Genomic DNA, 20,585 nt, shown 5'->3' with positions numbered 1-20,585 from the left:
GCTGCGCGAGCTCACCTTAGACGCTGACTTCGGTAAGCGCCTGAGTAATAGTTCGTTTTCCGCCTTGCCGCCACTCGAAAGATTGAGGGTCTCTCTTTTTTTACCTTAAAAGATAAGGAGATCGCGCATATGGCTTTTCAGCGCTGGCAAATTGGATTGGACATCCAAAACGGGCAACTTTGCGCCCTGGGCATTGAACGCCGACGTCATGGCTGGCAGTTACGCCATTGGTGGCAGCAACCGCTGCCGCACGATACGTTACGCAACGGCGTGTTGCAAACTACCCCACTGTTACAGGAGATGTTGACGCGCTGGCAGCGCCATCTGCCGAAACGCTATTCACTGCGAGTTGGCTTGCCCCCGCAACTGGTGTTGCAGCGAACATTGCCGCTGCCAGAAACCTCGCTCAGTGAGCCAGCAATGAGCCGTTATGTGGCATCCTCGGCGCCACGCTTGTTTCCGGTTGAACCCGCCACGCTGTCGATTGACTACCGCTCGGCACGCAATGCAACGCAACTGTGCATTACGGCGGCTCGGCGTGAAGTGATTGCGCAGTGGCTGGCGCCGTTAAAGGAGGCTGGCCTGCGACCCGATGTCTTTGAACTGAGCAGCCTGGCGTTGACCCAAATCGCCATGCGCATGCCGCTGCATCGTGACCAACTTTTAATCCATCCGCTTAGCGATCACTGGCTATGGACGTTAGCCGGTGAGCCGGGCACATCAGGCGCGGCCACAGAGCCTCTAACGCTGGCGAAACTGCGTGATACCTTCCCTCAGGCATCCTCCATCTTTTGCACCTCGACCTACAGCCTGGCTGAACCCAGCGTGGCGCACTGTCAACCGCTTTCATTACTGCATTACCGGCAGCCGCCATTGCCCGCGCACGAAGGGGAATTTGCCATTGCGCTGGGTCTGGCGCTGCGCCCGGAGGATGCATGATGCTGGCCGTCAATTTATTACCCTGGCGCGTCCGGTTGCAGCAGCGCCGCCGCCAGCAAAGTTTTTCCCTGCTGGGATGCGTCCTGCTGGCGACTGTAATGATGGTGCTGTCGTTATGGTGGCGCGGAAGCCAGACACAGGGCCAGATGCACAGGACGTTGGCGGATATCAGCCAACAGCATGAAGCGTTGCAACGCCAGTTGACGCGACAGCAACTGCTGCTGCAGCAACGCGATGAGCTATTAGAGACGCAGCGGATACGGCAGCGTAAAAAGGATGAGCATCAGCGCTGGCAACAGTTCTGGCTGCGCTTGCCAATGTTGATGCAGGACACGCTTTGGCTCAAACGGGTGGAGCGGCGCCAGGGCGTCTTGCTGTTCGAGGGGCAGGCGCAGAGCATGATGGCGATCCAGGATTTTCGTCATCAATTGATGCGGCAGCCGCTGTTTGCCACGGTTAAACCGGCCAGCGTGCAGCGCCAAACCGCTGGGCACTATCGATTTGTCTTGCGCGCGCGGATGCAGGAGAACATCGGTGAATGATGCATTACAGCGCTGGCTCGCTTTAGCCCTGATGTGGCGGATTGCCTGCCTGTTAGGCATGTCTCTGCTGCTGATGCTTATGGCGTGGTGGATTTTGCTTCGCCCGCAGCAACAGGTCCATGCTGCCCAATTACGCCAGCAGGCGGTGATGTCACAACAGATGATGCAGCGTCAGCAGCTATTGGCTGCACGACCTGCCATCAACGTACTCGAACAGGAAATCGCACGGTTACAGCAACCCATGAGTGGCGTCACTGAGCAAGCTACGCTTGAAGCTTTGATCACCGCGCGCGGCGATCAACTGGAAAGCTGGCTACCGGATAATCAGCCGCAGCAGTTACAGCTGCGGCTCGGCTGGACGCAATTTGTTCCGCTGTTTTCTGAGCTGTCATTGACTCGCCTGCCTGTACCGCAGCGCTTTGAACTCAAAGAAGAGCAGGGAGCGCTGAACACACAGCTGTGGCTGGAGGATGGAGATGCGCCATAGTGCATGGCTGTTAGTGCTGTGGAGCGGCTTTACGCTGGCACGCGATCCCTTTCAGCCGCTGCCCGAGGTGCAATGTCGGATGCAGGTAGCTGAACCTGATGGCTGGCGGTTGCAGGGCATTATCGGTACTCCCACGCGCTATGTTGCCTGGCTACGCTCACCAGAAGGAAAAAATCATCGGCTTGGCCCTTCGGCTCGGTTACCGCGCTCAAGCTGGCAGGTGGCAGCATTAACCGCGAATAGCATGACCTTGCATGTCGCGCAAAGCTGCCCGCCGCAGCAAATCATCTGGTCTATAAAAGGAGGATATTATGAAATGGATGACACTACTGCTGTGCCTGAGTTTGAGCCTGCCCCTGCAGGCAAATGAAGAACGCTTGAGCCTGGTGTTTGATGATGCCCCCGTTGAACGTATTTTGCAGGCGCTGGCAGATTATCAACAAACCAACCTGCTGATTGCACCTGGCGTTGAAGGGCGCTTATCACTGCGCCTGGAAAATGTAGGATGGGAACGCGCACTGGCGCTGGTGACCCGGCTGGCAAAACTCACCGTAGTGCAGGAAGAGGGCGTGCTGCTGGTTTATCCCGAAAGCTGGCAACAGATGCAGACACAACAGGCGAAAACAGAACATGAGGAGCGGCAACAGCAACTTCCTCTCGAACAGCAGTCCGTCACGCTGCATTACGCCAATGCCAGCGATGTCTATCGTAGTCTGCAAGCGGAGCGTTCACTCCTCACTTCACGCGGCAGTGTCACGGTCGATAGCCGCACCAACAGCTTGTTATTGCGTGACACCGCCGCCGCGTTGCGTGACGCCTCGCGCTGGTTGCGCGCGCTGGATATGCCACTCGAACAGGTCGAGTTGTCTGCCCACATCATCACCATCAATGAAGAGCATCTGCGTGAGTTGGGAGTGAACTGGCACACCGCACCTGCCCAAAGTGTGACGGCAGCCTTGCATCATCCACAGCTGGAGATCCCATTGGCGGTAAATAATCCTGCTTTGCGCGCGGGCGTTACGCTGGGTCAGGTCAGTGGCGGATTGCTAAATCTGGAACTCAGCGCGCTTGAGCAGGAGAACCAAATTGAAATCATCGCCAGTCCACGGCTTTTTACCTCTCATCAGCAAACCGCTTCCATTAAACAGGGAACCGAAATTCCTTACGAGGTGAAGTCGGGCAGCAGTGGTGCAACGGCGATTGAATTTAAAGAGGCAGTGTTAGGGATGGAAGTGACGCCCATGGTGCTGGGGAATGGACGGATTCAGTTAAAACTGCGCTTAAGCCAGAACATGCCGGGGCGCAGCCTGAACGTGGGTGAAAGCAGCGTGCTGAGTATTGATAAGCAGGAAATTGAAACCCAGGTGACGCTGCGTGATGGCGAAACGTTGGCGCTGGGCGGGATTTTTCAACAACAGCGCATGCAGACCGAGCAGCGGGTACCTTGGTTGGGTGAACTGCCCCTATTGGGAACGCTGTTCCGTCAGCAAACCAAAGAACATAAAAAGAAGGAGTTGGTGATCTTCATTACCCCCAGACTGGTCAGGGAAGCAGCGCTTACAGCCGGATAAAGCGGAAAATTCACTCTGATTTGCCATCTGCGTTGACGCAGGGCAGGAATTAGCTTACAAGGTTTAGCGATTTTTAAAACGGTGTAGCGGAACGCGGCAGGATAACCTTCCGATGGGCGTCAGTCACAAGCGATACTGGCGTCAGAATATATTTTCCTTAAATAATTTGAGTTAAAGCGCGGTGGTGAAAGCGTTCATTTCTAAGCTTATTTCTGTAAGTTTCAGGGATGAAAAGACACAGCCAACGCGCATGCTGCTTGAAGTGTGAAGGAAACAGGAGGGGCGTTACCGTCTCGCGAACCACAGACCGGTCCTGTTACAAGGTCGCCGGGGCCAATTTATTCGGTTGCCAAACGGCCATGAGTGTTGAGATAATTTTCCGTCTGACTCTTGTTAATGCTCATGAGGTCTCAGTTCCTGTCCCGCCAGCACTATGCTGAACGCGGGGTATCATCAACGAATTCTTAGTAATACCGATAAAATGGCAGAGAAACGCAATATCTTTCTGGTTGGGCCGATGGGTGCCGGCAAAAGCACTATTGGTCGTCAGTTAGCTCAGCAACTCAATATGGAATTTTTCGATTCCGATCAGGAAATTGAGCGACGTACCGGAGCGGATGTAGGCTGGGTATTTGATGTGGAAGGCGAAGACGGTTTCCGCGATCGCGAAGAGAAGATCATTAATGAACTCACCGAGAAACAAGGCATTGTCCTGGCGACCGGTGGTGGTTCTGTCAAATCCCGTGAAACCCGCAATCGTCTCTCCGCCCGCGGCGTGGTCGTTTATCTTGAAACGACTATCGAGAAGCAACTTGCTCGTACACAGCGTGATAAAAAACGTCCGTTGTTGCAGGTTGAAGAGCCACCGCGCGAAGTACTGGAAGCTTTAGCTGGCGAACGTAATCCACTTTATGAAGAGATCGCTGACGTCACTATTCGCACTGACGATCAAAGTGCAAAAGTTGTCGCCAATCAGATCATCAACATGCTGGAAAAAAATTAATCCAGCGCCCTGACGGCTCAGCAATAGGTATCGGTCATCATGGAGAAGATCACTGTCTCACTCGGGGATCGTAGTTACCCCATCACCATCGCTGCCGGACTGTTTAACGATCCGGCTTCTTTTTGGCCGCTAAAAGCAGGCGATAACGCCATGCTGGTGACCAATGAGACGCTTGCCCCGATCTACCTCGACAAGCTGTCAGCACTGCTTTCGCAGGCGGGCGTGAAGGTGGATCAGGTGATTTTACCTGATGGTGAAAAGTACAAGACGCTCGCTGTGATGGACGATGTCTTCACCGCGCTGCTGCAGAAACCGCATGGACGTGATACCACGTTAATTGCGCTCGGCGGCGGTGTGATTGGTGATCTCACTGGGTTTGCTGCTGCGAGCTATCAACGCGGTGTGCGCTTTATCCAGGTACCGACAACGCTGCTGTCTCAGGTCGACTCTTCGGTCGGCGGTAAAACAGCCGTCAACCATCCGCTGGGCAAAAACATGATTGGTGCCTTCTACCAGCCAGCCTCAGTGGTGGTCGATACCGATTGCCTGGCTACGCTGCCGGCGCGCGAATTAGCGTCTGGTCTGGCGGAAGTGATCAAATACGGCATTATCCTCGATGGCGAGTTCTTCCAGTGGCTGGAGCAGCATCTTGATGCTCTGCTGGCACTGGATCAGCAAGCCCTGGCCTACTGCATCCGTCGCTGCTGTGAACTCAAAGCTGAAGTGGTTGCCGCCGATGAGCGTGAAAACGGTCAACGCGCACTGCTCAATCTGGGCCATACTTTTGGTCATGCGATTGAAGCGCACATGGGCTATGGCAACTGGTTACACGGTGAAGCGATTGCGGCAGGCATGGTGATGGCTGCGCGTACCGCTGAACGTCTGGGACAGTTCTCTGCAGCGGATACCGATCGCATTATCGCGCTATTTCTGCGTGCCGGTTTACCGGTGCACGGCCCGGAAAGCATGCAAGCAGAAGCGTATCTTCCGCACATGATGCGCGATAAGAAAGTGCTGGCGGGTGAAATGCGTTTGGTGCTGCCTCTCGCAATTGGCCGCTCTGAAGTGCGCGCAGGTGTGGCACATGATATGGTGCTGGCTGCGATTAACGATTGTATAAAATACTGAAGATATCCGGAATAAGTTGAGCTGCAGCAAGGTGAGCATTGCATGCATTCCAGGCGCTGATGTGAGTGAGCGTCTGGATAATAAAGTGCAACCAACGCCGTTTCAGCTTGAGTATGACGGGTAGAGTGGTGATGCGGTGCGTGGGAAGCGTGCCGTTTTACGGAGGAGGCTAGATGGATGAGTTCAAACCGGAAGACGAGTTAAAACCTGATGCCAGTGACCGCCGTCCTACGCGGCCACGCAAAACGTCTTCTGCGCCGAAAGTGAAGGTACCTGTTTCTCGTCAGCATATGATGATGGGGATCGGCATACTGGTTCTGCTGTTGGTAGTACTGGGCATCGGTTCGGCATTGACCGGTCCAGATGAAAAGAAACTAGCGACCACTGCTAATAATGGCAATGCGGCGCCGACGGCAACCGGTGGTGAAAAGAACATCGACCTTTCCGGCTCGACGTCCATGAGCGGCCAGCAAAACGCCACGCCTTCAGCGGAAGGAAACGCACCACAGACGTCAGCTGCATCATCCTCGCCAGCAAGCAGCGATTCCAACTCGATTTCTATGCCAGCGGTGTCTTCAACACCGACACAGGCTGCGCCTGTCGATACGCCAGCCAATCAGCAACGTGTGACGCTGCCGGGCGATCTCAACAGTGTGTTGAGCAACCAGCAAGGTCAGGTTGATAACGCCGCACAGGGTGCGCAAGGCAACAGTTCACTGCCCACTGCGCCTGCTACGGTGAGCGGTAACGGTAAAGCGATAACGCCTCCGGCGATGCGCTCTGAAATACCTGCGCGTGCTAATAGCAACGGTTCACGTGAAACGCACAGCAACACCGCGCATAAAGCGCCGGCCACGTCGAAACCAGTCGCCGGAGCAAAAGAGAATAAAACACATACCACCGCCGCACACAATGCACCTGTGAGTGCCAGCAGCGGTGCCAGTAAGTCACTGCCAACCGGTGGCAGCTACACGCTGCAGTTGAGCGGTGCGTCGAAAGAAGAGAGCCTGAATGCCTGGGCGAAGAAACAAAATCTGAGCGGTTATCATGTGTATAAAACCACGCGTAACGGTCAGCCCTGGTATGTGTTGGTCAGCGGTGCTTACGCTACGCCAGCCGATGCCAAGCGCGCAGTGGCATCACTGCCTGCTGAAGTTCGTGCGGCAAATCCGTGGGTAAAACCGTTGAGTCAGGTGAAGAAAGAAAGTCAGTAATTGATGTGGGGCTGCGATCATGCGGCCCCGTTTAAAGCGCAAAGCTGCTGTCGGTTCCACCACAGCCCATAATTAAGATGTAATAACCACGACAGCATGAAGAAAAATCGCGCTTTCCTTAAATGGGCCGGAGGGAAATACCCGCTGCTTGACGATATCCGTCGTCATTTGCCACAAGGTGACTGTTTAGTCGAACCTTTTGTGGGTGCCGGTTCCGTGTTCCTCAACACCGATTATGATCGCTATCACCTGGCGGACATCAACGGTGACCTGATCAATCTCTATAACATCGTTAAAAACCGCACGGTTGAGTTTATTGAAGACGCGCGGCAGCTGTTCACGCCTGAAGGTAATATCGCAGAGACCTATTACGCGCAACGTCTGGCCTTTAACGCCAGCAAAGATGAATATCAGCGTGCATTACTGTTTCTCTATCTCAATCGGCATGGCTATAACGGTTTGTGCCGTTACAATCTGCGCGGTGAGTTCAATGTGCCTTTTGGTCGTTATCGCAAACCTTACTTCCCGGAAGCGGAGCTGTTGTGGTTTGCCGAACGGGCGCAAAAAGCGACCTTTGTCTGTGAATCGTACGATGTTACTCTGAACAACGCCCCTGCTGGCTCAGTGGTTTATTGCGATCCGCCGTATGCGCCCTTGTCGGCGACGGCGAACTTTACCGCGTACCACACCAATAGCTTTAGCCTGCGCGAGCAGCAGCATCTGGCCGAGCTGGCAAATAAGCTGGCACATGAAAACAGCATACCGGTGCTGATTTCCAACCACGACACGCTGCTCACGCGTGAGTGGTATCAGAATGCGGTTTTACACGTAGTCAAAGCCCGGCGTTCCATCAGCCGAAGCATAAGTGGTCGCACTCAGGTTGACGAACTGCTGGCGCTTTTCCGCTAGCCTGTTTCGTCCGCGACCAACGCATTACGCCAGCTCTGGCTGGCGCACAAAATTGGGAGAATCGGATGAAACAATTTTTGCTGGCCCCTTCAATTCTTGCTGCTGACTTTGCTCGCCTGGGCGAAGATACCGCCAAAGCGCTGGCAGCAGGCGGGGATGTGGTGCATTTCGACGTGATGGATAACCACTATGTGCCTAATCTGACCATGGGGCCAATGGTGCTGAAAGCGCTGCGCGACTATGGCATTACGGCACCGATTGATGTGCATCTGATGGTGAAGCCGGTGGATGCACTGATTCCAGAGTTCGCTAAAGCGGGCGCGACTTACATTACCTTCCATCCTGAAGCCAGTGAGCACGTTGACCGCACACTGCAACTGATCAAAGAGCACGGCTGTAAAGCGGGTCTGGTGTTCAATCCGGCGACGCCGCTCGATTACCTCGACTACGTGATGGATAAACTCGACATCATTCTGCTGATGTCAGTGAACCCTGGCTTCGGCGGTCAATCCTTCATTCCCGGCACGCTGGACAAATTGCGTCAGGCGCGTCGTCTTATTGATCAAAGCGGTTACGATATCCGTCTGGAAGTGGACGGTGGTGTGAAGATCGATAACATCGGTCAGATCGCGGCGGCAGGTGCGGATATGTTTGTGGCCGGTTCAGCCATCTTTGGTCACCCCGATTACAAAAAAGTGATCGACGAAATGCGCGGCGAACTGGAGAAAGTTAATGGCTCATTTCACTGATATCCGCGCGCTGGCGTTTGATCTCGATGGCACGCTGGTCGATAGCGCACCGGGTCTGTCACAGGCCATTGATCATGCTTTAGGTGATTTGCAGTTACCGCCTCCTGGCCTGGCGCTGGCTTCCACCTGGATTGGCAATGGCGCAGATGTGATGATGACACGCGCGCTGACCTGGGCACTAGGCCGTGAACCGCACGCCGAAGAGCAGCGTGACGCACGCACGCTGTTTGACAAGTATTACGCCGAAACGGTGGAAGCGGGCAGCACGCTGTTCCCGCAGGTGAAAGAGACGCTGGCTGCTTTGCATGCCAAAGGCTTGCCGATGGCCATCGTCACCAACAAGCCAACGCCGTTTGTCGCGCCTTTGCTGCAATCGCTGGGCATTGCCGATTTCTTCACGCTGATTATTGGCGGTGATGATGTGGTGGTGAAAAAGCCCCATCCGGCAGCGATCTTCCTTGTTTTGGGTCACTTTGGCGTACTGCAAAAAGAATTACTATTTGTTGGTGATTCTCGTAATGATATTCACGCAGCTCAGGCTGCGGGTGTACCTAATGTCGGTATGACATTTGGCTACAACTATGGCGAGCCGATTGCCGCCAGCCAACCCGATCTCACTCTCGATACTTTTAGCGAACTTTTGCCCGCTCTCGGGCTGTAATTATCAGGATATAACATGAGCATACCCATCGTTTTCAGCGGCGCCCAGCCTTCCGGTGAACTGACCATTGGCAACTATATGGGTGCGCTGCGTCAGTGGGTGCAGATGCAGGATGATTTCCACTGCATTTACTGCATCGTCGATCTGCACGCCATCACCGTTCGTCAGGATCCGGCTGCGCTACGCAAAGCCACGCTGGATACCCTGGCGCTGTACCTTGCCTGCGGTATTGATCCAGCAAAAAGCACCATTTTTGTACAGTCACATGTGCCTGAGCACGCGCAGCTGAGCTGGGTACTGAACTGCTATGCCTACTTTGGCGAGCTGAGCCGTATGACGCAGTTTAAGGATAAGTCCGCGCGTTATTCTGAAAACATCACCGCGGGTTTGTTCGATTACCCGGTGCTGATGGCGGCCGATATTCTGCTGTATCAGACCAACCAGGTACCGGTGGGCGAAGATCAGAAGCAGCATCTGGAACTGAGCCGCGATATCGCCGGTCGTTTCAATGCGCTGTATGGCGATGTGTTCAAAATCCCTGAGCCGTTTATTCCGAAATCAGGCGCACGCGTGATGTCGCTGCTGGAACCGACCAAGAAGATGTCGAAGTCGGATGACAACCGTAACAACGTGATTGGCCTGCTGGAAGACACCAAAGCGGTAGTGAAAAAGATCAAGCGCGCGGTCACCGATTCCGCCGAGCCGCCAGTGGTGCGTTACGACGTGAAAGAAAAAGCCGGTGTTTCTAACCTGCTGGATATTCTTTCTGGTGTCACCGGTAAGTCGATTCCGCAGCTGGAGCAGGAATTCGAAGGCAAGATGTATGGCCACCTGAAAGGCGAAGTGGCGGAAGCGGTTTCCGGCATGCTGACTGAGCTGCAGGAGCGCTATCATCGTTTCCGTAACGACGAAGCTTTCCTGAATCAGGTGATGCGTGATGGCGCAACCAAGGCCCGTGCGCAGGCGCAGGAAACGCTGAAGAAAGTTTATGAAGCGGTGGGTTTTGTGGCTCAGCCTTAATCAGCTAGCTGCCTGACCTATGAACGGCGAGTTGTGACGACTCGCCGTTTTTTTATGTTTAAAACCAGCGTAACTGGCGGCGCAGGCTGACCACGCGCCCGACAATAATCAGCGCCGGGCTGGCAAACTGCTGCGCCAGCGTGCTGAGTTCGGCTAACGTCGCGGTTTCCACCTGTTGTTCTGGCGTGGTGCCGTTCTGCACGATGGCGACCGGCATCGCCGCATCCATGCCATGCTGCAACAGCTGGCGCTGGATCTCGGGTGCCTGATTCAGCCCCATATAGAACACCAGCGTTTGCTGCTCTGCCGCCAGCTTACTCCACTCAATTTCGCCCTGTTGTTGCAGATGACCGGTGACAAAGCGCACGCTCTGCGCATGGTCGCGATGCGTCAGCGGAATGCCGCTGTAGGCGGCACAACCGGAGGCGGCGGTAATACCTGGCACCACGCTGAACGGAATGTTGTGCTGTGCCAGTACCTCTAGTTCCTCACCACCGCGACCGAAAATAAAGGGATCGCCGCCTTTCAGCCGTACCACGCGCTTGCCGCTCTGAGCCTGCTCTAACAGTAACTGGTTGATTTGCGACTGCGGCACGCAGTGATGCCCGGCCTGTTTACCGACGAAGATGCGTTCAGCATCGCGGCGCACCAGGTTGAGAATGGGTTCGGACACCAGACGGTCATACACCACCACATCGGCCTGCTGGATACACTGCAAACCTTTCAGCGTTAATAATCCGGCATCGCCTGGACCCGCGCCCACCAGCACCACTTCACCTTGTTGGGAGAGCGGCGCATCGAACAGCGTATCAGCGATATGATCGGCGCGTGGCTTGTCACCATTCGCCAGCGTTTGCGCCAGACGATCGCTGGCAAAGAAGCGCTCCCAAAATGCCCGGCGCTGTCCCATGCTGGCGAAGGTTTTCTTCACCCGGCTGCGCAGTGTGCCAGCGAGTGAAGCCAGTTGGCCCAGATGCTGCGGCAGCATCGCTTCCAGCTTCTCCCGCATCAGGCGCGCCAGCACCGGAGCGCGGCCACCGGAGGACACCGCAATCATCAGCGGGGAGCGATCGACAATCGACGGCATGATAGCGCTGGCTTCCTGCGGTGCATCCACCAGATTGCAGAAGATGCGGCGTGCTTCGGCGGCATCGCCCACTTGCTGATTCACAGCGTCATCGTCGGTGGCGGCAATGACCAGCCAGCAGCCCTCCAGCCACTGCTCTTCAAATGTGCCGGGCAATAGGTGCAACTTTCCCTGTTCAGCCCACTGCTGAAACGCAGGAGAGAATTGCACTGCGCCAACGTGCAGATCGGCACCGGCATCCAGCAGCAGGCGCGCTTTGCGCTCGGCTACATCGCCGCCGCCGACCAATAAACAACGCTTGCCTCGCAGACGGCAAAACAGCGGAAAATAGTCCATCGCTCATCCTCAAAAAAGCCCGCAATGTGCGGGCTTAAAAACGTTAAACCGATTTGAGCGCAGTGGCTTGTGGCGCCACTTGCGGCCGCTGAGCCTGTGGCGTGGCGTACCAGTATCCAAGGCCCATCAATACCATGCCAGAGAACATGTTACCCAGCGTCACCCACAGCAGGTTATGACCGATGCCGCTCAAGGTCAGGTCGGCATTATGCTGACCAAACCACGACAGTGCAAAGACCGTCATATTCGCTACCGAGTGTTCATAGCCGGAGGCGATAAAGGCCAGCAGGCACCACCAGATGGCAATGAATTTTGCCGTGCCTTCGGTGCGAACTGCCATCCAGATCGCCAGACACACCAGCCAGTTGCACAGCGCCCCTTTAAAGAACAATGCCATTGCCGGTTGCGTGGTTTTCGCCAGCGCCGCGCTGTGAATCAGTGCGCCTGCATTGGGCAGCATCGCACCGGCTGCACAGTAGTAGAGCAGGGCGACAAACACCGAGCCAATCAGATTACCCAGCCAGGTTTGCGGCAGTACGCACCACATCTGGCCCTGGCTAATGGTTCCGGCTTTGACGCCGACGGTGAGGAACATCGTATGGCCGGTAAACAGCTCCGACCCGGCAATGATCACCAGCGTCAGAGCGATACCAAAGGTGGCGCCCATGATCAGCGGCCGCCACGCAGGATCGGCCAGGTTGCCGAGAGTAAAAATCAGGATGATAGCGAGGCCGACGTAAGCGCCTGCCATCGCCGAGCTGATCCAGAAGGCCAGCGGGCTGTGCTGCGCCGTACGCACAATGCGCGCCGCGTTGGCGGCGCAGGTATTCAGGGTGTCAGTAAACATAGTGACGTCTCATAAAGTAAAAGAATTCTGTCAGGCGCACACTTCGACCTGGCCCGCAGTAACGCGCACCGGATAGCTCGCCACGGAACGGGCGGCATCTTCCAGGCAGACGCCGTCGCTTAAACGGAAGCGCTGTTTTTTCAGTGGGCTGGCGACCCACAGCGTGTGCTGATGTTCGGCAATCAGGCCGCGTGACAGCACGCTGGCTGCGGAGAAAGGATCGATGTTACTCAGCGCATAGAGTTGCTCATCATCATGCGGACGGAAGATGGCAATCTGCTGGCCTTTTACCAACGCGCAGACGCCGGTGGCAGGCAGGATTTGTTCGAGTTCACACACGGAATGCCACTGGCTCATGCGTCTATCTCCTCAATCTGGGTGATGGCAATACGCTCGGCAGGGCTTGCCGGACGGTGCTGATCGCGCTGAGCGACGTGCTGCACCAGCGGATCGCGCTGATCGCTGTTGATGAAGGTGCTGAAGTGGATGTGCTGCCGGGGATCGTTCACCGTCGCAGCCCATTCACACTCGACTTCAGCCCGCAGTCGCGCCAGTTCAGCTTCCAGTTGCGTATTCAGGCTGAGTTTGTCATCGATAATCACGCTGCGCAGATAGTCGATACCGCCTTCCATGCTTTCCAGCCACAGCGAGGTACGTTGCAGGCGGTCACCGGTGCGAATATAGAACATCATAAAGCGGTCGAGATAAGTCAGCAGGGTATCGCGATCCAGGTCCGCGGCCAGCAGATCGGCGTGGCGTGGCTTCATGCCACCGTTGCCGCACACATACAGATTCCAGCCTTTTTCCGTGGCGATGATGCCGACATCTTTGCCCTGCGCCTCCGCACATTCGCGCGTGCAGCCCGAGACGCCAAACTTCATTTTGTGCGGTGTACGAATGCCTTTGTAGCGGTTCTCCAGTTCGATGCCGAAACCGAGGCTATCGCCAACGCCATAGCGACACCAGGTGCTGCCCACGCAGGTTTTTGCCATGCGCAACGCTTTGGCATACGCCTGGCCGGTTTCAAATCCGGCATCAATCAGCTGCGACCAGATGGCAGGCAGGTCATCACGCTGGGCACCAAACAGGCCAATACGCTGTGAGCCGGTGATTTTGGTGTAAAGGTTGTACTGGCGCGCCACCGCACCGATCGTCATCAACCCTTCTGGCGTGATTTCGCCCCCGGGCGAGCGTGGGATCACCGAGTAGGTGCCATCTTTCTGGATATTGCCGAGGAACAGATCGTTGCTGTCTTGTAGCGGCGCGAGCTGTGGCTTGAGCACATAGTCGTTCCAGCAGGATGCCAGCAGCGAACCCACGGTGGGTTTACACACTTCACAGCCATAACCCTGACCGTATTTCGCCAGTAAGGCATCGAAGGAAGTGATCTCTTCGACACGAATCAGGTGATACAACTCCTGGCGTGAATAGGGGAAGTGTTCGCACAGGTGGTTGTTGACTTCGATGCCCTGACGGCTCAGTTCCGCGTTGAGCACCTGAGTGAGCAGCGGAATGCAGCCGCCGCAGCCGGTGCCGGCACGGGTTTCGCTTTTCAGCATCGCCACGGTGTGGCAACCGGCTTGCACCGCTTTGACGATATCGCCTTTGCTGACATCAAAGCAGGAGCAGATTTGCGCGCTGTCCGGCAGGGAATCGACTCCCAACACCGGCTTCTCGCCACTGCCTGCTGGCAAAATCAAACCTTCAGGATTATCGGGCAGCGCGATGTTATTCAGCGCCAGCTGTAGCAGATTGCCGTAATCGCTGGTGTCACCGACCAATATCGCGCCGAGCAGCGTGCGATTGTCTTCACTGACGATCAGGCGTTTGTAAATGTGCTTCTGTTCGTCGAGCCACATATAGCTGCGCGCGCCCGGCGTGCGGCCATGCGCATCGCCGATACCACCGACATCCACGCCCAGCAACTTAAGTTTGGCGCTCATATCGGCACCGGAAAAGGCACTGTCGCGTCCCAGCAACGCATCGCTGGCGACCTGTGCCATTTTGTAGCCCGGCGCGACTAAGCCGAATAGCCGGTTCTGCCAGGCTGCGCATTCGCCGACGGCATAAATTGCCGGATCGCGCGTCTGGCAGCGGTCGTTGATGGCGATGCCGCCACGCTGGCCGATTTCCAGCCCACACTGTTTTGCCAGCTTGTCTTGCGGACGAATGCCAGTGGAGAACACGATGAAATCGACATCCAACGCGCTGCCATCGGCGAATTCCAGCGTCTTACCGCCTTTAGCGTGGTGCACAATTTGCTGGGTATTTTTGCCGGTGTGCACGCGCACACCCATTTGTTCGATCTTACGACGCAGTTGCTCGCCACCTTGCGCATCCAGCTGTTCCGCCATTAATCCGGGCGCGAACTCAATGACATGGGTTTCGATGCCGAGGTTTTTCAGTGCGCCTGCCGCTTCGAGACCTAGCAGACCGCCGCCAATCACGGCACCGCGTTGGCTGCGGCGGGCACAGGCTTCTATGGCGTTGAGATCTTCGATGGTGCGATAGACAAAGCAGTCACTGCCTTCGGCGCCTCTTATCGGCGGTATCCACGGATAAGAGCCGGTGGCAAAAATCAGCGTGTCGTAATGCACCGCGCGACCGGTATTGGAGTGAATCAGTTTTTCATCGCGGTTGATGGTAATCGCCCGCTCACCGATCAGCAGGTTGACCTGATGTTTTTCGTAATAGCCGGGGCGAACCAGTGACAGCTCTTCCGCGGTGTGATGGGAGAAGTAGGCGGAAAGGTGGACGCGGTCATAGGCGACGCGCGGTTCTTCACAAAAGACGGTAATGGCAAATTGTCCGGGTTCGGCTTTGTCGATCAGTTCTTCTATAAAGCGGTGGCCGACCATGCCGTTACCAATAATCACGACACTGTGCTTGCTCATGCTTGCCTCAAAAATTGCGGTATCTGCGCTTACGATAGCGCGCAATATCAGGCGCTTATTGATGCACATCAAGCGCACGGCCATATACCTATTTAGAGGTATGTAATTGATTTTGAACGAAAATGATAAGTGGCTTATTTGATTGGATATTGTGCAGCATCGGTTACCATCAGTGTCGCTGCTACAAACTGATCTGAGGGCTTTTTTGCATGGTCATTTTGGCAGACTAAAAACCTATGGCACAGACGGAAAGATTTTCATGCTAGCTTAACCTGTGGCTTAAAACGGGAGGAAGGCATGGCGAATCGCACACTAAAGTGGATCAACAACCTGCGTCTGGCCGGCCAGCAGGGGCTGTGGCAGATGGAAATCAACGGCGGCAAAATAACGGCATTACGCCCCCAGCCACCGCAAATCACGCAGCAGGATGATGCGCTGGATGCCGAAGGAGGGCTGGCAAGTGCCCCCTTTATCGAACCGCATATCCATCTCGACACCACGCAAACCGCCGGGCAGCCTGCCTGGAATCAGTCCGGCACCCTGTTTGAAGGTATTGAACGCTGGGCGGAGCGCAAGGCGCTGCTTAGCCATGATGATGTTAAACAGCGCGCACAGCAGACGCTGAAGTGGCAAATTGCCAACGGTATTCAGCATGTGCGTACCCATGTTGATGTTTCCGATCCCACTCTCACCGCGCTGAAAGCGATGCTGGAAGTAAAGGCGGAAATGGCGCCATGGATCGATATTCAAATCGTGGCGTTTCCGCAGGAGGGGATTCTCTCCTATCCAAATGGTGAAGCGCTGCTGGAAGAGGCATTGCGTCTCGGCGCCGATGTGGTGGGCGCCATCCCGCACTTCGAGTTCACACGCGAGTATGGCGTTGAATCACTGCATAAAACCTTCGCGCTCGCTAACCGTTATGACAGCATGGTGGATGTGCACTGTGATGAGATTGATGATGAGCAGTCGCGCTTTGTCGAAACCGTGGCGGCACTGGCACATCGTGATGGCAATGGCGAACGTGTCACCGCCAGCCACACCACGGCGATGCACTCCTACAACAACGCCTACACCTCGCGCTTATTCCGCTTGCTCAAGCTTTCAAAGATTAATTTTGTCGCTAACCCACTGGTGAACATTAACCTGCAGGGCCGTTTTGACAGCTATCCCAAACGCCGTGGCATCACGCGGGTGAAGGAGTTGCTGGAAGCCGATATTAACGTCTGCTTTGGCCATGATGATGTGTTTGATCCCTGGTATCCGCTCGGCACCGCCAGCATGCTGCAGGTGCTGCATATGGGATTACATGTCTGTCAGTTGATGGGCTACGAGCAGATCGACAATGGCCTGAGCCTGATCACCACTAACAGCGCGAAGACGATGCAATTGAAGGATTACGGTCTGGCGGTAGGTGACCATGCCAGTCTGATTATTCTGCCGGCTGAAAGTGGCTTTGATGCGGTGCGCAGACAAGTGCCTGTGCGCTATTCGATACGGCAGGGAAGCGTGGTGGCGGCAACGCAGCCCGCGAGCAGTGAAATCTATTTGGGTGAGGCGGAAGCGGTGACATTCCGACGATAGTCGCTGCATAAAAAAAGAGTGCGCATCACTGCGCACTCTCTTGCTACTGAGCCAGGCAACAGAGGTGAACGTTCACCCCTGCACGTCACCGATTAGTGCGTAATATGGCCGTGCTGGCGATGTTTGGTCACAAAGCCCAGCAGCACGCACATCACAAACACCACGGCATACAGGCCATTGGCGGTAGAGAGCGCTGCATGTGCGCCGCCTTTCGCCACAATCGGGCCGGTGACCACGAAGGTCAGCATGGTGCCGACGGTGCCGCAGGTGAGGATAAAGTTCACCAGCTTCGGCGAAGAGACTTTGGTTTGCAGCGAGCCCAGCGTAATGATGGTGGTGTAGATAGCGCTGGAGCTGAAGCCGAGAATCATAATGATCCAGTGCAGCATGCTGGCGTCACTGGTGGTGACAAACCAGTACATTAAACCGGTCGCCAGAGCCGCCAACACCATCAGGATGCGCTGCAGATCGAAGAAGCGCAGCAGGAAGCTGAACACCCACATACCGACCATGTACGCGGTCCAGAAGTTACCGACAAGCTGACCAGCCGCCGCAATATCCATGCCCATCGATTTGGTGGCGTACTCTGGCACCCAGGAGATAAAGCCCAGCTGACCGAGGATATAGCACAGCGCCGCGATAGACAGAAACAACACGCCGATGCCCCATTTCTCTTTCTCGCCGCCTTGTACGGCTGCTTCGCTTTTCAGCTCCGGGAATTCCACCATCAGCGTCAGGACGAAGATCGCGATATAAATCACACCGATGCAGGCGTATACCCAATACCACGGCAGCATGCGAGCCAGTAACACACCGGCGATGATCGGGAAAATGGTACCGGCCATGCTGAAGAAGGAGTCGGTGAACAGCAGGCGCGAGCCACGCTGGCGACCATCGTACAGATGGGTAATCAGGAAGGTACCGATCGACATGGTGATACCGCTGACCACACCGAGCACAAACATGCACAGCGAGAAGACGGTCAGGTTATGGCTGGTCATCAGGCCTGCCACCGCGAGGATCATCAGCACAAAGCCAAAAATCAGCTGGCGTTTCAACGGCACAATCACCATCAGCCAGGCGTTAAGGAATACCGCGACCAGGATACCGGCATTCAGGAAGGTGAAAGTGTTGCTCATTTCTGAGATGGGCAACTGGAAGTATTGGGCAATATTATCCAGTACCATACCGGTAACGATCACCAGCGCGCCGGTGAGCGCGTAGGAGAAAAAGCTGATCCAGGTAAGGCCAATGCGATTACGGTTTGTCATGTTCTGAACCTGTGATGCGCCGGGATTGGCAAAAAGTGTCATGAATTGTAAATGCAACTGTGATCTTAATAAACAACGAGTGTAACGAGCGCTAAATATTTCATTAATAGTGTGATTTTCGTCACGCAAATGATTGCGCACCTCAAAAAGTATGACAATCGCAACATCAGCGTAAATATCGGTAAAACGCTGGCTCTTGTATAACTTGCTCTTTACAATCGATCTCGTTTTTGAGCTTGCACTCCATGGTAAGGAATCTTTCATGTTTAAACGTACTTTGACAGCGGCAGTCGCCCTGTTAGCGCTCTCTTCTGTATCCGCTACCGCTCTGGCAGCCAAAGGGGATACCCATGTGCTGCTCACCACCTCTGCGGGCAATATCGAACTCGAACTGAACAACCAGAAAGCCCCGGTTTCGGTGAAAAACTTTGTCGACTACGTCAACAACGGTTTCTACAACAACACTATCTTCCACCGTGTGATCCCGGGTTTTATGATCCAGGGCGGCGGTTTCACCACGGATATGCAGCAGAAGCAGACCGTGGCACCGATCAAAAACGAAGCCGACAACGGTTTGCGTAACCTGCGTGGCACCATCTCTATGGCGCGTACTGCAGATAAAGATAGTGCGACCAGCCAGTTCTTCCTCAACGTCGCGGATAACGCCTTCCTCGATCACGGTCAACGTGACTTCGGTTATGCGGTATTTGGTAAAGTTGTGAAAGGCCAGGATGTGATCGATAAGATTGCTCAGGTACCAACCAAAGATGTCGGCCCGTACCAAAATGTGCCGTCAAAACCGATTGTTATCCTGTCTGCGAAAGTCCTGCCTTAATGAATTAACGCGCCGGCACTCGTCGGTGCGTTCTGCTGCTCTCCGGCAAAGCTAAAATTAGCTCTTATACTTAGGGCAAATTGCTTGTCGGAGGCGCAATGACCAGCCAACTCACCGAAAAACAGAAAGCCACCCTGTGGCAACAGCGCCGCATGGCCAGTTATCAGGCCAGTTGCCGTCTTGCCGGCTACGTACTCAGCGATATCAGCGCTGAGCAGTATGAAGAGCGACTTGAGTCACTAAGGAGGCAATATGGCGGATAACAGTCTGGCCGTGCGCGACCCTTATGTCTGGCACAACGACACGGTGTTGAAAAATCGTCTCGATATTCATGATGAAGCGCAGTTGCGTAAAGCGGAGCTGGCGTTTAGCGCTGCACGCCTGGCGACACTGGAACTCGGCCCGCGCAGCACCGGTATGCCCTGGTTATGCCATATTCATCGCACGCTGTTTCAAGATCTCTACAGTTGGGCAGGGGAGTTACGCAGCATCGATATCTGGCGTGATGAGACACCCTATTGCCATTGCGAATACATCGAGAAAGAGGGCAATGCGCTGATGAGCGCGCTGGAAGATGAACAACAACTGACAAACCTGACGCAGGATGAGTTTGTCGCGCGGCTGGCGCATTATTATTGTGAAATCTTCGTATTACACCCGTTCCGCGCGGGTAATGGCCGCACGCAGCGCATTTTCTTTGAACAGCTGGCGCTGCACGCCGGTTACCTGTTGACGTGGGATAAGCTGGAACGAGAAGCGTGGCGTACCGCGCTGTTTGCTGGTGTGTCGGGCGATCTGGCACCGCTGACGACACAGTTTGCGAAAGTGGTGAGTCCCGCACGGTAAAATGCGTAGAATAGCGGCGGTTTGACTGGCCTGAGGGCACTATGCTGCTGTTAATTGATAACTACGACTCCTTCACCTGGAATCTTTACCAGTACTTCTGTGAGCTGGGCGCAGAAGTGCGCGTGGTGCGTAACGATGCCATCACGCTGGCGGAGATGGATGCGTTGCCGCTGACGCATCTGGTGATTTCACCTGGTCCCTGTACGCCGGATCAGTCCGGTGTGTCTCTGGATGCCATCCGCCATTTTGCCGGTCGCTTACCGATTCTCGGTGTTTGCCTCGGCCATCAGGCAATTGCGCAAGCCTATGGCGCGCAGGTGGTGCGGGCTCGTCAGGTGATGCACGGCAAAACCTCTGTTATCCAGCACACCCATCAAGGCGTATTTCGCGACCTTAATAATCCGCTCACCGTCACGCGCTATCATTCACTGATTGTGGCGCGCGATACGCTGCCCGCAGAATTCGAAGTCACGGCCTGGAGCCTGCGTGATGGCGAGCCCGATGAGATCATGGGCTTCCGCCACCGTACGCTGCCCTTAGAAGGGGTGCAGTTCCATCCTGAGAGCATCCTCAGCGAGCAGGGCCATCAGCTATTGGCTAATTTCCTCAACGCGTAACTTATGTTTGCCTTCGTATGATTTTTTATGCATATTTTGTGATTATAA

The 20,585-nt window shown here is 55.2% G+C and carries 22 protein-coding genes; 17 read left to right on the top strand and 5 right to left on the bottom strand.

Features of this window, described 5'->3' with window-relative positions:
- The first annotated feature begins 129 nt into the window (after positions 1-129).
- From pilM to trpS, 12 genes are all read left to right on the top strand, one after another.
- Positions 130-939 carry a pilus assembly protein PilM gene (gene pilM / locus QMZ65_RS16475; protein WP_097119711.1) on the top strand — a complete coding sequence of 270 codons (810 nt, stop codon included), beginning with the start codon at positions 130-132 and terminating at the stop codon, positions 937-939.
- Positions 936-1,481, top strand: a complete 546-nt coding sequence (locus QMZ65_RS16470; protein ID WP_255253304.1) for a PilN domain-containing protein — start codon at positions 936-938, stop codon at positions 1,479-1,481. Before pilM ends, QMZ65_RS16470 begins: the two co-directional genes overlap by 4 nt.
- Positions 1,474-1,968 (top strand): HofO family protein, encoded by a 495-nt coding sequence (locus QMZ65_RS16465; RefSeq protein WP_097119710.1) that lies wholly within the window; start codon positions 1,474-1,476, stop codon positions 1,966-1,968. Before QMZ65_RS16470 ends, QMZ65_RS16465 begins: the two co-directional genes overlap by 8 nt.
- Positions 1,958-2,338: a HofP DNA utilization family protein gene (locus QMZ65_RS16460; RefSeq protein ID WP_097119709.1), complete on the top strand. Its 381-nt coding sequence runs from the start codon at positions 1,958-1,960 to the stop codon at positions 2,336-2,338. Before QMZ65_RS16465 ends, QMZ65_RS16460 begins: the two co-directional genes overlap by 11 nt.
- A complete protein-coding gene (hofQ, locus tag QMZ65_RS16455) occupies positions 2,280-3,539 on the top strand; it encodes a DNA uptake porin HofQ (RefSeq protein ID WP_160834628.1) in 1,260 nt (419 codons plus the stop codon). Before QMZ65_RS16460 ends, hofQ begins: the two co-directional genes overlap by 59 nt.
- 481 nt (positions 3,540-4,020) lie before the next feature.
- A complete protein-coding gene (aroK, locus tag QMZ65_RS16450; RefSeq protein ID WP_034820046.1) occupies positions 4,021-4,542 on the top strand; it encodes a shikimate kinase AroK in 522 nt (173 codons plus the stop codon).
- 39 nt (positions 4,543-4,581) lie between these two features.
- Positions 4,582-5,670 carry a 3-dehydroquinate synthase gene (gene aroB, locus QMZ65_RS16445; protein ID WP_097119708.1) on the top strand — a complete coding sequence of 363 codons (1,089 nt, stop codon included), beginning with the start codon at positions 4,582-4,584 and terminating at the stop codon, positions 5,668-5,670.
- Between the two features lie 173 nt (positions 5,671-5,843).
- Positions 5,844-6,884, top strand: a complete 1,041-nt coding sequence (locus QMZ65_RS16440) for an SPOR domain-containing protein (RefSeq protein ID WP_283216365.1) — start codon at positions 5,844-5,846, stop codon at positions 6,882-6,884.
- Between the two features lie 96 nt (positions 6,885-6,980).
- The gene (gene dam, locus QMZ65_RS16435) at positions 6,981-7,793 is read left to right on the top strand and encodes an adenine-specific DNA-methyltransferase (RefSeq protein WP_034819614.1); all 813 of its coding nucleotides are present in this window, start codon (positions 6,981-6,983) and stop codon (positions 7,791-7,793) included.
- Between the two features lie 65 nt (positions 7,794-7,858).
- Entirely contained in the window at positions 7,859-8,542 is a 684-nt protein-coding gene (rpe, locus tag QMZ65_RS16430; RefSeq protein ID WP_034819612.1) for a ribulose-phosphate 3-epimerase, read from the top strand.
- Positions 8,526-9,203: a phosphoglycolate phosphatase gene (locus tag QMZ65_RS16425; protein WP_160834626.1), complete on the top strand. Its 678-nt coding sequence runs from the start codon at positions 8,526-8,528 to the stop codon at positions 9,201-9,203. Before rpe ends, QMZ65_RS16425 begins: the two co-directional genes overlap by 17 nt.
- Positions 9,204-9,218: 15 nt before the next feature.
- A complete protein-coding gene (gene trpS / locus QMZ65_RS16420) occupies positions 9,219-10,223 on the top strand; it encodes a tryptophan--tRNA ligase (RefSeq protein WP_283216364.1) in 1,005 nt (334 codons plus the stop codon).
- Positions 10,224-10,281: 58 nt separating this feature from the next.
- Here the strand turns inward: trpS and cysG are convergent, their stop codons facing one another.
- Genes cysG through nirB form a run of 4 tightly spaced genes read right to left on the bottom strand, consistent with a single transcriptional unit; the run spans position 10,282 to position 15,387 of the window.
- Positions 10,282-11,646 carry a siroheme synthase CysG gene (cysG, locus tag QMZ65_RS16415; RefSeq protein ID WP_283216363.1) on the bottom strand — a complete coding sequence of 455 codons (1,365 nt, stop codon included), beginning with the start codon at positions 11,644-11,646 and terminating at the stop codon, positions 10,282-10,284.
- 43 nt (positions 11,647-11,689) lie between these two features.
- Positions 11,690-12,493 carry a nitrite transporter NirC gene (gene nirC / locus QMZ65_RS16410; RefSeq protein ID WP_283216362.1) on the bottom strand — a complete coding sequence of 268 codons (804 nt, stop codon included), beginning with the start codon at positions 12,491-12,493 and terminating at the stop codon, positions 11,690-11,692.
- A 30-nt stretch (positions 12,494-12,523) separates the two neighbouring features.
- Entirely contained in the window at positions 12,524-12,850 is a 327-nt protein-coding gene (gene nirD / locus QMZ65_RS16405) for a nitrite reductase small subunit NirD (RefSeq protein ID WP_038644290.1), read from the bottom strand.
- Entirely contained in the window at positions 12,847-15,387 is a 2,541-nt protein-coding gene (nirB, locus tag QMZ65_RS16400; protein ID WP_283216361.1) for a nitrite reductase large subunit NirB, read from the bottom strand. Before nirB ends, nirD begins: the two co-directional genes overlap by 4 nt.
- Positions 15,388-15,684: 297 nt before the next feature.
- Here nirB and QMZ65_RS16395 point away from each other — a divergent pair, with 297 nt between their 5' ends.
- Positions 15,685-16,968: a cytosine deaminase gene (locus QMZ65_RS16395; protein WP_283216360.1), complete on the top strand. Its 1,284-nt coding sequence runs from the start codon at positions 15,685-15,687 to the stop codon at positions 16,966-16,968.
- 92 nt (positions 16,969-17,060) lie between these two features.
- Here the strand turns inward: QMZ65_RS16395 and tsgA are convergent, their stop codons facing one another.
- Positions 17,061-18,239, bottom strand: a complete 1,179-nt coding sequence (gene tsgA, locus QMZ65_RS16390) for an MFS transporter TsgA (RefSeq protein WP_097119703.1) — start codon at positions 18,237-18,239, stop codon at positions 17,061-17,063.
- 262 nt (positions 18,240-18,501) lie between these two features.
- Here tsgA and ppiA point away from each other — a divergent pair, with 262 nt between their 5' ends.
- The 4 genes from ppiA to QMZ65_RS16370 all read left to right on the top strand — a co-directional run bounded on the left by ppiA (position 18,502) and on the right by QMZ65_RS16370 (position 20,537).
- A complete protein-coding gene (gene ppiA, locus QMZ65_RS16385) occupies positions 18,502-19,074 on the top strand; it encodes a peptidylprolyl isomerase A (protein ID WP_034819591.1) in 573 nt (190 codons plus the stop codon).
- 98 nt (positions 19,075-19,172) lie between these two features.
- The gene (locus tag QMZ65_RS16380; protein ID WP_097119702.1) at positions 19,173-19,337 is read left to right on the top strand and encodes a YhfG family protein; all 165 of its coding nucleotides are present in this window, start codon (positions 19,173-19,175) and stop codon (positions 19,335-19,337) included.
- Entirely contained in the window at positions 19,327-19,920 is a 594-nt protein-coding gene (locus QMZ65_RS16375; protein ID WP_283216359.1) for a putative adenosine monophosphate-protein transferase Fic, read from the top strand. The genes QMZ65_RS16380 and QMZ65_RS16375 overlap by 11 nt, the downstream gene beginning before the upstream one ends.
- A 41-nt stretch (positions 19,921-19,961) precedes the next feature.
- Positions 19,962-20,537 (top strand): aminodeoxychorismate synthase component II, encoded by a 576-nt coding sequence (locus tag QMZ65_RS16370; protein WP_097119701.1) that lies wholly within the window; start codon positions 19,962-19,964, stop codon positions 20,535-20,537.
- Positions 20,538-20,585: the final 48 nt, after the last annotated feature.

The sequence above is a fragment of the Pantoea sp. EABMAA-21 genome (genome assembly GCF_030053335.1).
Classification (GTDB): domain Bacteria; phylum Pseudomonadota; class Gammaproteobacteria; order Enterobacterales; family Enterobacteriaceae; genus Pantoea; species Pantoea communis.
This window is presented reverse-complemented; position numbering and strand designations above follow the sequence as displayed.

Bases quoted from the DNA above. Each gene is read 5' to 3' on its own strand.
- nirB (WP_283216361.1), bottom strand. From the start codon at position 15,387: ATGAGCAAGCACAGTGTCGTGATTATTGGTAACGGCATGGTCGGCCAC.
- QMZ65_RS16425 (WP_160834626.1), top strand. From the start codon at position 8,526: ATGGCTCATTTCACTGATATCCGCGCGCTGGCGTTTGATCTCGATGGC.
- QMZ65_RS16375 (WP_283216359.1), top strand. From the start codon at position 19,327: ATGGCGGATAACAGTCTGGCCGTGCGCGACCCTTATGTCTGGCACAAC.
- cysG (WP_283216363.1), bottom strand. From the start codon at position 11,646: ATGGACTATTTTCCGCTGTTTTGCCGTCTGCGAGGCAAGCGTTGTTTA.
- rpe (WP_034819612.1), top strand. From the start codon at position 7,859: ATGAAACAATTTTTGCTGGCCCCTTCAATTCTTGCTGCTGACTTTGCT.
- aroB (WP_097119708.1), top strand. From the start codon at position 4,582: ATGGAGAAGATCACTGTCTCACTCGGGGATCGTAGTTACCCCATCACC.
- QMZ65_RS16460 (WP_097119709.1), top strand. From the start codon at position 1,958: ATGCGCCATAGTGCATGGCTGTTAGTGCTGTGGAGCGGCTTTACGCTG.
- QMZ65_RS16440 (WP_283216365.1), top strand. From the start codon at position 5,844: ATGGATGAGTTCAAACCGGAAGACGAGTTAAAACCTGATGCCAGTGAC.
- pilM (WP_097119711.1), top strand. From the start codon at position 130: ATGGCTTTTCAGCGCTGGCAAATTGGATTGGACATCCAAAACGGGCAA.
- trpS (WP_283216364.1), top strand. From the start codon at position 9,219: ATGAGCATACCCATCGTTTTCAGCGGCGCCCAGCCTTCCGGTGAACTG.
- QMZ65_RS16470 (WP_255253304.1), top strand. From the start codon at position 936: ATGATGCTGGCCGTCAATTTATTACCCTGGCGCGTCCGGTTGCAGCAG.
- QMZ65_RS16395 (WP_283216360.1), top strand. From the start codon at position 15,685: ATGGCGAATCGCACACTAAAGTGGATCAACAACCTGCGTCTGGCCGGC.
- tsgA (WP_097119703.1), bottom strand. From the start codon at position 18,239: ATGACAAACCGTAATCGCATTGGCCTTACCTGGATCAGCTTTTTCTCC.
- nirD (WP_038644290.1), bottom strand. From the start codon at position 12,850: ATGAGCCAGTGGCATTCCGTGTGTGAACTCGAACAAATCCTGCCTGCC.
- nirC (WP_283216362.1), bottom strand. From the start codon at position 12,493: ATGTTTACTGACACCCTGAATACCTGCGCCGCCAACGCGGCGCGCATT.
- QMZ65_RS16370 (WP_097119701.1), top strand. From the start codon at position 19,962: ATGCTGCTGTTAATTGATAACTACGACTCCTTCACCTGGAATCTTTAC.
- aroK (WP_034820046.1), top strand. From the start codon at position 4,021: ATGGCAGAGAAACGCAATATCTTTCTGGTTGGGCCGATGGGTGCCGGC.
- ppiA (WP_034819591.1), top strand. From the start codon at position 18,502: ATGTTTAAACGTACTTTGACAGCGGCAGTCGCCCTGTTAGCGCTCTCT.
- dam (WP_034819614.1), top strand. From the start codon at position 6,981: ATGAAGAAAAATCGCGCTTTCCTTAAATGGGCCGGAGGGAAATACCCG.
- hofQ (WP_160834628.1), top strand. From the start codon at position 2,280: ATGAAATGGATGACACTACTGCTGTGCCTGAGTTTGAGCCTGCCCCTG.
- QMZ65_RS16380 (WP_097119702.1), top strand. From the start codon at position 19,173: ATGACCAGCCAACTCACCGAAAAACAGAAAGCCACCCTGTGGCAACAG.